Origin of the sequence: Salinisphaera sp. G21_0 (genome assembly GCF_017744115.1) — a bacterium.
Taxonomy (GTDB): Bacteria; Pseudomonadota; Gammaproteobacteria; order Pseudomonadales; family Endozoicomonadaceae; genus Endozoicomonas.
Genome location: NZ_JAGHQW010000017.1, coordinates 94,613 through 105,058, shown reverse-complemented (window position 1 = coordinate 105,058; position 10,446 = coordinate 94,613). Strand labels below are relative to the sequence as shown.

7 protein-coding genes, 4 tRNA genes and 2 pseudogenes are annotated in these 10,446 nt (G+C 48.7%); 4 read left to right on the top strand and 9 right to left on the bottom strand.

Annotation, left to right across the window (positions count from 1 at the left end):
* The 3 genes and pseudogenes from J7439_RS10080 to J7439_RS26460 all read left to right on the top strand — a co-directional run.
* Positions 1 to 1,074, top strand: a 1,074-nt coding sequence (locus J7439_RS10080) for a tyrosine-type recombinase/integrase (protein WP_209201688.1), incomplete at its 5' end; no start/stop codon positions are given.
* A gap of 64 nt (positions 1,075 to 1,138) precedes the next feature.
* A pseudogene (locus J7439_RS27065) lies at positions 1,139 to 1,360 on the top strand (LIM domain-containing protein); the annotation flags it as partial.
* 120 nt (positions 1,361 to 1,480) lie between these two features.
* Complete coding sequence (locus J7439_RS26460; RefSeq protein ID WP_353623036.1) at positions 1,481 to 2,194, top strand: protein DA1; 714 nt, start codon at positions 1,481 to 1,483, stop codon at positions 2,192 to 2,194.
* A 29-nt stretch (positions 2,195 to 2,223) separates the two neighbouring features.
* Here the strand turns inward: J7439_RS26460 and J7439_RS10070 are convergent.
* The 9 genes and pseudogenes from J7439_RS10070 to J7439_RS10030 all read right to left on the bottom strand — a co-directional run bounded on the left by J7439_RS10070 (position 2,224) and on the right by J7439_RS10030 (position 8,349).
* A tRNA-Cys gene (locus J7439_RS10070) sits at positions 2,224 to 2,297 on the bottom strand.
* A gap of 24 nt (positions 2,298 to 2,321) precedes the next feature.
* Positions 2,322 to 2,408, bottom strand: a tRNA-Leu gene (locus tag J7439_RS10065).
* A gap of 60 nt (positions 2,409 to 2,468) precedes the next feature.
* Positions 2,469 to 2,542, bottom strand: a tRNA-Cys gene (locus J7439_RS10060).
* Positions 2,543 to 2,650: 108 nt separating this feature from the next.
* A tRNA-Gly gene (locus J7439_RS10055) sits at positions 2,651 to 2,726 on the bottom strand.
* A gap of 139 nt (positions 2,727 to 2,865) precedes the next feature.
* Entirely contained in the window at positions 2,866 to 3,429 is a 564-nt protein-coding gene (gene pgsA / locus J7439_RS10050; protein ID WP_209201686.1) for a CDP-diacylglycerol--glycerol-3-phosphate 3-phosphatidyltransferase, read from the bottom strand.
* 427 nt (positions 3,430 to 3,856) lie between these two features.
* Positions 3,857 to 5,701, bottom strand: coding sequence for an excinuclease ABC subunit UvrC (gene uvrC / locus J7439_RS10045; protein WP_209201685.1), 1,845 nt, complete (start codon positions 5,699 to 5,701; stop codon positions 3,857 to 3,859).
* 169 nt (positions 5,702 to 5,870) lie between these two features.
* A pseudogene (uvrY, locus tag J7439_RS27060) lies at positions 5,871 to 6,512 on the bottom strand (UvrY/SirA/GacA family response regulator transcription factor).
* Between the two features lie 158 nt (positions 6,513 to 6,670).
* Positions 6,671 to 7,600, bottom strand: a complete 930-nt coding sequence (locus J7439_RS10035) for an electron transfer flavoprotein subunit alpha/FixB family protein (protein WP_209201684.1) — start codon at positions 7,598 to 7,600, stop codon at positions 6,671 to 6,673.
* Positions 7,600 to 8,349: an electron transfer flavoprotein subunit beta/FixA family protein gene (locus J7439_RS10030; protein WP_101748524.1), complete on the bottom strand. Its 750-nt coding sequence runs from the start codon at positions 8,347 to 8,349 to the stop codon at positions 7,600 to 7,602. The genes J7439_RS10035 and J7439_RS10030 overlap by 1 nt, the downstream gene beginning before the upstream one ends.
* A gap of 427 nt (positions 8,350 to 8,776) precedes the next feature.
* On the opposite strand from J7439_RS10030, the gene J7439_RS10025 reads away from it, so the two are divergent.
* Positions 8,777 to 10,435 carry an electron transfer flavoprotein-ubiquinone oxidoreductase gene (locus tag J7439_RS10025; protein ID WP_209201683.1) on the top strand — a complete coding sequence of 553 codons (1,659 nt, stop codon included), beginning with the start codon at positions 8,777 to 8,779 and terminating at the stop codon, positions 10,433 to 10,435.
* The last annotated feature ends 11 nt before the right edge of the window (positions 10,436 to 10,446 follow it).

Sequence of the window (10,446 nt, the reverse complement as noted above, 5' to 3'; positions counted from 1 at the left end):
CTCCCCGCCCTGCCCGCTCATCATGGTGCAAATGACAATATGATGGGAGCGGGCAATGATGGTGAAGCAATGGTGCTTTTCCTGAACAAGTCCGGGGCCCGCTCAGAAGAGACCCTGCGCCGTTATGAGCGAGAAATAACCAGACTGACAGCGTTTTTATACTTTGAATTGGGAATTGGGTATAAAGATGTGCGCCTTAAACACCTGCAAGCCTATGTCAACTTTATGCAGAACTTACCACCGCGCTGGCTGATGCCTGGCATCCTTCCCGGTCAGCCGGAGAGGATTATGTTCAGATCCCCGATCAAGCCAGGAAAAAGCATCGATCAGGTTATTGATGTACTGTCCTCCTTTTTCTCTTTTCTGGAGAAAAATCGTTATACCGCTGGCAATCCGGCCGCATCACTTATTCGATCGGGTGAAAAGCTGGCCCGGGGCAACACCATCATCCGATATTTTTATGATAATGAGTGGCAATTTATTAAAGAGTGCCTGGCAAGCCTGCCAATGGGTACCGAAAGAGAACGGATTGAATCAGCCCGAACCCGCCTTATCCTCTCTTTAAGTTATGGGCTGGCTTTGCGGGAATCTGAGCTGACGGGACATACCTGTTCAGATATACACCCCGATAATGACAACGGTTTTTATCTCAGTGTTTTGGGCAAGGGCAGAAAAAGAAGACAGGTTCCCCTGAATAAAGTGCTTCAACAGCAAATCATTGAATACAGGCGCATGAATGGATTCTCAGGCCTGTACGGAGACCCTTTTCCCCTGGCACCAAAGACACGCAAAACCGGGGGGCTGATCACCCCGCTTTCAGCCCGGGGGCTTCGATTCTGGTGGCGATCCTTTATGGAAAATTGTCAGAGAAAGGCCTCACCGGATATCAGGCACAGATTACAGGGGCTGCCATTTCACACGCTGCGCCATACAGCGCTGACGCACCTCGCTCGAAAAATGGATATCGAAGACCTTGCTATATTTGCAGGTCATGATTCAATCAATACCACAAGCCAGTACTACCATGCAGAAGCAAGTAGACTGAAAAAGATGGCTGCCGATCATCATATCTGATTAAGCTGAAAAGAAGACCATAAGAATTGTTTTCACCTGTGATAAAGGAGGAATTCTTCCGTAAATGGTCTGGGAACTGATTGCTCATACATCAGGGAAGGTCATGAACTATTGCCAGGGCTGTAAAAAACCACTCAAGGGCCAATGCGTTAAGGCAATGGGCATGCGCTGGCACCCGGGCTGTTTCAGGTGCAGTGGCTGCAGGAAGCCATTTGCAGGAAAGGCTTTTGTCGTATTCAGGAACCGGGCCTTTCATCCTGACTGCCTGAGGTGTCCGAGCTGCAGAAAGCCCGTCAAGGGAAACTATGTAGAACTTGATAAAATGGCCTGGCACCCGGTTTGCGCGCAAAAGCAGACCGCCCCACTCTGCTCTGTCTGTCGGAACCCTCTCACCAGGAACTACTTTGTGGATTTCTGGGGCAATGCTTTTTGCAATAACCATGATGGGCATCCGGAGTGTTCCAGCTGCAGTCGGCTTGTTTGTGAAAATCTCACCAATGGCGGTATGCAGTATCCCGACGGGGTTGTTATCTGCAACAAATGCAGCCTCAATGGCGTTTCCACCCAGGAGCGCGCGGACCGCATTGCTATTGAAATGCGCTCGGCCCTGGCATCGGTTGGACTTAGTCTGAACTCAACACAGACACCGGTAAAACTCTGCGGCCGTGATGAGCTAAATGACGCCAGTCATCATGACTTTCATGATAATCATCCCATTCTGGGGGTTACACGAACCACGACAACTCACCGGAAAGGACAGATATTAGCCAGAAATTTTGACTGCATTTTAATCCAGATAAACCTGCCGGAAGAACATTTCCGAACCGTAATGATTCATGAACTCACCCATGCCTGGTTTTTTTACAATTATTATGAAAATCTGCCACTGAAGGTAGAGGAAGGAATGTGCGTATTAATGGAGTATATCTGGTTAAAAAACCTTAACACCAAAGATGCTGAGTTTCGAAAAAAGCAAATAGAGCAAAGTGCCGACCCAATTTACGGCGATGGGTTTCGGGAGGCCAGAGAGTCATTGAAGCATATGCCACTGAACTCACTTCTGGAATTTATCAGGGATAAAAAGAAATTCCCCGGTCGCTGGAGTTCTTTCTTTTTCTAAAAGAAGGAAAAAAGCTATTAAATGAGAAGTGGAGGCGAGTACCGGAGTCGAACCGGTCTAAATGGAGTTGCAGTCCACTGCATAACCGCTTTGCTAACTCGCCCTTCTAAAAAGAAGAAAGGTGGGATGGTGCCCGAGGCCGGACTCGAACCGGCACGATCTTGCGATCGAGGGATTTTAAGTCCCTTGTGTCTACCAATTTCACCACTCGGGCAGTACTTGAATAGTACAGAGTAAAAGCATAAAAAAACAGGCTCAGCCTGTAATTTTATTCTGGAGGCGAGTACCGGAGTCGAACCGGTCTAAATGGAGTTGCAGTCCACTGCATAACCGCTTTGCTAACTCGCCAGAATCTTGAGCCTGGTTTGTTCTTGATGTAAGAGACAAACCTGAACATTGAAAGCATCAATGCATCGTGCTCGCATTTATGCAATTGAATCACATAAATTAAATAATTGGAGCGGGAAACGAGGTTCGAACTCGCGACCTCAACCTTGGCAAGGTTGCGCTCTACCAACTGAGCTATTCCCGCACGCTTTTTTGAAAATCGACAATCGGCAATCGATAATCAAGAACCAATGCTAGACGACTTTGGCTAACTGCCTGTCAGCGCCCGAACACGAAGCGTATTTTAGGTTTTTTTGCTTTGATGTCAACCGCTTTCCGTCACATCAGTCAGGCTTGTTGAACGGAGAAAGATCTGGCCAGGCGGCCTTCAGATAAATATACATAGACCATAGTGTCAGAATTGCAGAAAGGTACAGCAGGACAATACCAAGCAAACCAATCCAGGAATCAACAGGCACTGGCGATAATAGCAGTAAGGTAATGGCTGCCATTTGAGCCATGGTTTTCGCCTTACCGATCATGCTCACAGCAACACTGGTCCGCTTACCCAGTTCAGCCATCCACTCTCTCAGGGCCGAGATGACGATCTCCCGGCCAATAATGATCAGAGCCGGCACCGTCATCCAGAATGCACGAAACTCATCAATCAGCAGGCACAGCGCCGTGGCAACCATGATTTTATCAGCGACCGGGTCAAAGAACGCCCCGAAAGGGGTTGTCTGGTTGAGCCGACGGGCAAGATACCCATCAAACCAGTCCGTTGCGGCAGCGAAGGCAAATATTCCAGCACAGGCAAGGTAACTCCACTCAAATGGGAGATAAAAAATAATGACGAGAAATGGGACCAGAACAATTCGTGTTAGTGTTAGAAAATTCGGGACGTTCATAACTACTTAATTAAGCCCTTGTGCTGTAAGGCTATGAAGCATGCAGCTGGCAGCCTTGGGACGGTATTGGGACGGTTTGACATATCGCCTTGCTCTTTCGGGATGATCCTAGGGCCTGTTGACGTTTCGTTGCGTGCTCAGCGTATCAGGGCGCTCCTATGACGAGGCGCGGCATAGCAGGAAGGCTGGTTGCCTTTCAAAATGCCGCAACGAAGTCATAGGGGTGCCCTGATACGCCCGAAGGGTGGCTCAGAAAGGTACCATCTGTTTTGTCAGACTTGCTTGGCGTAGAATAACTACGCGCTGCGCAAGTCTTTCGCGCATATGACACCTTTCTGAGCCACTGAGCACGCAACGAAACGTCAACAGGCCCTAAGATGCCAGAAATCAAAACAGGGCATACGGTACACAGTCCTGCTCTTCGGTGCTAGTCATTATGAAAATATTCATGTATCTGCTGCGCCAGCCTCAGACTGATGCCTTCAACTTTCTTCAATTCTTCGATGGTTGCACCACTCACGCCTTCGCGACCACCAAAAAACTTCAATAAAGCTGAACGCCTTTTGCTGCCAATACCCGGAATATCTTCCAGCACGGAACGGTTTCTGGCCTTTTGCCTGCGTTGTCGATGCCCGGTGATGGCAAAGCGGTGTGCTTCATCCCGGATCTGCTGTATCAACAGTAATGCCGCCTCAGCACCTTCGGGGTTGAGCTCCTGATCCTGGTAAATCAGTGTTTCAAGTCCCGGCTTTCGGGTTACTCCCTTGGCAACCCCAAGCAAGGGAATCTGCAATTGCAGCCTGGTCATCACCTCCGAGGCCTTTCCTAACTGCCCCTTACCCCCATCAATAATGATAAGATCCGGCCTGGCCCCCTCCCCTGCATCTGCCTCCGCCAGTTTCTGATAACGCTTATCAAGAGCCATCGCCATGGCGGCATAATCATCCCCGGGCTCTATACCAGTGATATTGTAACGACGGTATTCACTGAACACCGGCCCTTCCGGACCAAATACCACACAGGATGCAACAGTTGCTTCCCCCATGGTATGACTGATATCGAAACACTCCATACGCAGGATGGGTTGCTCAATGTCCAGCAAATCCTTAAGTTGTGCGTATCGCTGGTTTAAATGGCTTTTGCTTGCCAGGTGACTTTCAAGATTCTGCTGCGCATTTTTATTGGCCAGGCCCAACCAATCGTGCCGTTCAGAGCGTACTCTGTCCTTGATCTTGATTTTCTTGCCAGAAACCGCCTGGATCGCATCCTCAATAGTATCTGCACCGGCCAGCTCAAACGGAACCACGATTTCCTCGGGAAAATCACGACTGGCAAACAGCCTTACATAGAACTGGGCCATAAAATCTTCCAGGTAATCAGACCGTTCAGCTTCCAGCTTAAAATCAGGAAAGTAATATTTATGACCAAGCAACCTGCCAGAACGAACAAAGAGCACGTCAAAACAGGTATTGCCACCCATTTGGGCAAACCCGATCACATCAATATCACCGGCCGATTTGGTCACCGTCTGCTGTTCCTGAACAGCCCGGAGGTGGTTGATTTTATCGCGGGTTGCCGCCGCCTCTTCAAAATCCAGCGAGTCAGCAGCATCTTCCATGCGCTTTATCAGCGAACGGATTAACTGCTGGTTTTTGCCATCCAGGAATTGCCGGGTATCCTCAAGATCCTGCTGGTACTCTTCTTTTGAGACCAGGCCAACACAGGGGGCCTTGCAACGGTTGATTTGATATTGCAGGCAGGGCCGGGTTCTATTGTTGAAATAGATGTCAGTACACTGACGTATCTTAAAAATCTTCTGCAGCAGGTGCAGGCTTTCCCGAACCGCTCCGCTACTCGGGTAAGGCCCGAAATACTGGCCTTTCTGTCGTTTGCGTCCACGACAGGAGTCCATCCTGGGAAAATCATCATCACCGGAAATATAGATATAGGGGTATGACTTATCGTCCCTCAGCAAAATATTGTATGGTGGCTTTCTGTCTTTTATCAGGTTTTGCTCAAGCAGCAGCGCCTCAGTTTCAGTATGGGTAATCGTCAGCTGAATATCAGCAATCTTACTTACCAAAGCCATGGTTTTAGTGGTAAGACCCGTCGCTCGGAAGTAGCTTGAGAGGCGATTTTTAAGATTTTTCGCTTTACCGATATAGAGTGTTTTGCCACTGTGATCACGCATATCATAGACACCCGGACGGCTCGACACCTTTTCCAGAAATGATTTGTGATCAAACTTTTTGCTTTCTTCACTACCTGTCATGAACCACCAGACAACGGTTATCAAATCACCTGCTCATTATATCTTCACAGCGCGGTAGAAACGAATAAGCCTGCATTTTTCAGTACAGGTAACAGGATTTTCGGGCATCAGCACCGGGAGTAGCGGAAGGAACTCAACAAGAGGTTCATCAGAGCCTGTAAGGCAGCGTTCACTCTATGGTATCTACCAGGTCATGGCGAATAGCCAAGTGTGTCAGCTCTACATCACTGGTGATATTCAGCTTTTCAAACATCCGGTAGCGATAGCTATTCACCGTTTTGGGACTGAGGCATAATTTATCGGATATGGTCTGTACTTTCTCGCAATTAACAATCATAAGAGCTATCTGCATTTCGCGATGAGAGAGCTGATTGAAGGGTGACGCACTGTCTGGCTCAATAGCTTTCAAAGCCATTTGCTGGGCAATTTCCGGGGAAATGTATTTCTTTCCAGTAAATACCGTGCGAATGGCCGTAACCATTTCGGTAATATTTGAACTTTTGGTGACGTAACCTGACGCGCCGGCTTCAAACAGCCTGGTGGGAAATGGGTCATCCATACAGACGGTTACGGCAATAACTTTTGCATGAGGGTTGATCTGGCAGATTTTCCGGGTGGCTTCGAGCCCGCCAATACCGGGCATTCTGACATCCATTAACGTGACATCCGGAGTGAGTTCCCGATAAAGGCTGATAGCATCTTCACCGCTGACAGCCTAGGCTACAATTTGAATACCCTCAACATCAGCTAACATGCGAGAAATTCCAGTTCTCACCAAATCATGATCATCCGCAACCAGAACTCGTATCAAAATCTACTCCGGTATGTTTCTTATCGTTTTATTATGAAAGATTATGCACAGAGTTAATGGGTCTTAAAACCCCCAGTGAAAAAAAAGGCATAAAACCAGTAGAAAAATACCACTTTCAAAGAAAGTGGTATTTTTTTAAAAGACAGCTGCCCTATTGATCAGAGCTTGCCTTCAAGTTCCGGAATAGCTTCAAACAGGTCTGCTACCAGACTATAGTCTGCAACCTGGAATATGGGCGCTTCTTCATCTTTGTTGATAGCAACAATGACTTTACTGTCCTTCATTCCAGCCAGGTGTTGAATGGCTCCGGAGATACCAACGGCAACATAGAGCTTGGGAGCAACAATCTTGCCGGTTTGTCCCACCTGCATATCGTTGGGTACATAGCCTGCATCCACGGCAGCACGGGAAGCACCGACTGCAGCGCCAAGCTTGTCGGCTACTTTGTAAAGTAACTCAAAGTTCTCTCCATTACCCATGCCACGACCACCAGATACGATGATGTCCGCAGCCGCCAGCTCAGGACGGTCAGACTGAGCCAGCTCTTCGCTGACAAAGCTCGATACGCCTGCATCATGACTGCTGGCAACGGTTTCTACACTGGCAGATCCACCTTCCGCAGAAACCGGGTCAAAACCTGTGTTACGAACGGTAATAACCTTGATAGATGCACTGGACTGAACCGTGGCAATGGCATTACCAGCGTAGATCGGACGGGCAAAGGTGTCTTCGCTTTGTACACGGATGATGTCGGATATCTGATCAACATCCAGTAAAGCTGCCACCCGTGGCATCATATTTCTGGCATCGGTTGAGGTGGATGCCAGTACGTGAGAGTAATCCTTGCCCAGTTCAGCAACCAGCAGACTCACATTTTCTGCCAGTCGGTTTTCCAGTGCAGCATTCTCGGCCAGCAAGACTTTTGATACACCCGCTACGGCAGATGCCTGCTCTGCAACTGTGCTACACCCGGACCCTGCAACCAGCAGGTGAACCTCTCCCCCGATTGCGGTGGCAGCTGCAACCGTGTTCAGAGTTCCCGCTCCGAGCGTGCTGTTATCATGATCAGCAACGACTAATATGGCCATTAGATCACCTTCGCCTCATTTTTTAATTTTTCTACCAGCTCATCCACGCTGGCCACCTTGATACCCGCCTGTCGTTCAGCCGGTGGTTCTACTTTGATCGTCGTTAAAGTAGACGACACTGCTACGCCGAGGTCTTCTGGTGATTTGACATCCAGAGGCTTACGCTTGGCTTTCATAATGTTGGGCAGTGATGCGTAACGCGGCTCATTCAGACGCAAATCCGTGGTAATCACTGCGGGCAGCTTCAGGCTTAACGTCTGTAAACCGCCGTCCACTTCACGGGTAACATTAACGTTGTCACCGTCAACATTGACTTCTGAGGCGTAGGTTGCCTGAGACATACCGGCAAGTGCCGCAAGCATCTGACCGGTCTGGCCATTGTCACTGTCGATGGATTGTTTACCCAGAAGAACAAGGTCAGGCTTTTCTTCATCCACAATGGCCTTAAGCAGTTTGGCAACTGCCAGGGAACCCAGAGGCTGATCAGTCTGAACCTGAATGCCTCGGTCTGCACCAAGAGCCAGCGCTGTTCGTATCTGCTCCTGGCACTCTTTGGCACCAAGGGATACGGCAACGATTTCTGTAGCGACACCTTTCTCTTTGAGTCTTACTGCTTCTTCAACAGCAATTTCACAGAAAGGGTTGATTGCCATTTTGACGTTGGTGAGATCGACGTCAGTGTTATCCGCCTTCACTCGAACCTTGACGTTATAGTCAATGACTCTTTTGACGGCTACTAATATTTTCATGAGTTCGCAGCCTTCCCTTCTCGTTATTGGCCAGGTCTTGAATTGTCGAGCAGATAACGAACAACCGGACAGACAAATTTTATTATCATTCAGCAACCTGTGTTCACACATCTGCTGGGGCGCAGTCTACCAGCACGTCAATAAGGGTTCAAACGTATGTTTCAATCAGTTCACTCAGATATTCTTATTTAAGACAGGTGTCTGTTACTATGCATCACCGGAAATACACCTGATTCTACTGGTTTCAGAATAGCTGTGGGGGACAAGATAGCAGCTGTTCAGCAGCCGGAATATTTCTGTGTATAGGTATTAATAACTAATGACGTGTTGTCCATTCGGGGAAACACTGAGTATAATGCCAAGCAATTTCAAACAGTTGTTTGAATACCGTTCTGAAAATAACACTCCGACAGGGAGGAAGCTCATCATGGAACGCGAATCCATGGCATTTGATGTCGTTATCGTGGGTGCAGGCCCTTCCGGCTTGTCAGCCGCCTGTCGGCTGATGCAATTGTCTCAGGAGCAGGATAAAGAACTTAGTGTCTGTGTTGTCGAGAAAGGCTCCGAAGTTGGCGCTCATATCATCTCAGGGGCAGTTTTTGAACCAACTGCGCTTAATGAGTTGTTTCCCAATTGGAAAGAGCTGGGTGCGCCGTTAAATACTCCAGTGTCATCCGATGACATTTATGTGCTTCGCTCTGAAGAAAAATCGATAAAAGTACCCAACCTGTTTGTGCCTAAAACCATGCACAATGAAGGCAATTACATCATCAGTCTCGGTAATCTCACCCGCTGGCTGGCGGAGCAGGCCGAGTCACTTGGGGTGGAAATTTTCCCGGGATTCGCCGCTCAGGAAGTGTTGTTTAACGACGATGGCAGTGTCAGGGGTATTGCAACCGGAGATATGGGGATTTCGGCCTCTGGTGACGAGAAAGACAGCTTTATGCCAGGTATGGAGCTGCACGCCAAATACACGCTCTTTTCCGAAGGATGCCGTGGGCATCTGGGCAAGCAACTTATCAGCCATTTTAAGCTGGACGAAGGACGTGACCCTCAACATTATGGCATCGGCATTAAAGAGTTGTGGGATATCACACCCGAGAAGCATCAACAGGGCCTGGTGGTTCATACTGCTGGCTGGCCACTGGCTGAAAGCGGGTCTACCGGTGGCGGATTCCTCTACCATCTGGAGAATAATCAGGTGGTACTGGGCCTTATTACCGATTTGAGCTATTCAAATCCACACCTCAGCCCCTTTGAAGAGTTCCAGAGATTCAAAAAGAGTCCGGTTATCAAACAATATCTGGAAGGTGGAAAACGGGTTTCCTATGGTGCAAGAGCACTGGCCAAAGGCGGGCCTCAGTCATTACCTGAGATGACTTTTCCGGGCGGACTCTTGATTGGTTGTGACGCCGGAACCATGAATGGTGCCAAAATAAAAGGCTCCCATACCGCCATGAAGTCCGGCATGATTGCGGCAGAAGAAGTGTTCAAGTCGGTGAGTGCAGGCTCTGAAGGCGGCAATAAACTGGAATCCTTTGATGCGGCATTCAAAGCGTCCTGGCTTTATAAAGAACTGCATCAGCAGCGGAACTTTGGTCCGGCCATGCATAAGTTTGGTAACATCTTTGGTGCCGCCTTTGCCTTTGCAGACCTCAATATTTTCAATGGCAAATTGCCATTCACCCTGCACGATACCACTCCGGATTATGCCCAGCTTAAGCCAGCGGCAGAGTCCAGCCCCATCAACTATCCAAAACCTGATGGTGTGATCACCTTTGACCGGTTGAGTTCAGTTTTTCTCTCGAATACCAATCACGAGGAGGACCAGCCCTGTCATCTGAAGCTTAAAGACGCAACCATTCCGCTTAAGCAAAACCTTCCGGCTTATAATGAGCCAGCGCAAAGGTACTGCCCTGCCGGGGTTTATGAGATTGTGATGGATGAGGATAGCGGGGAAAACCGGTTCCAGATCAACAGCCAGAACTGCGTTCACTGTAAGACCTGTGACATCAAGGATCCCGCTCAGAATATCACCTGGATTGCCCCGGAAGGTGCTGGCGGCCCGAATTACCCAAACATGTGAGCTTTCCTGCA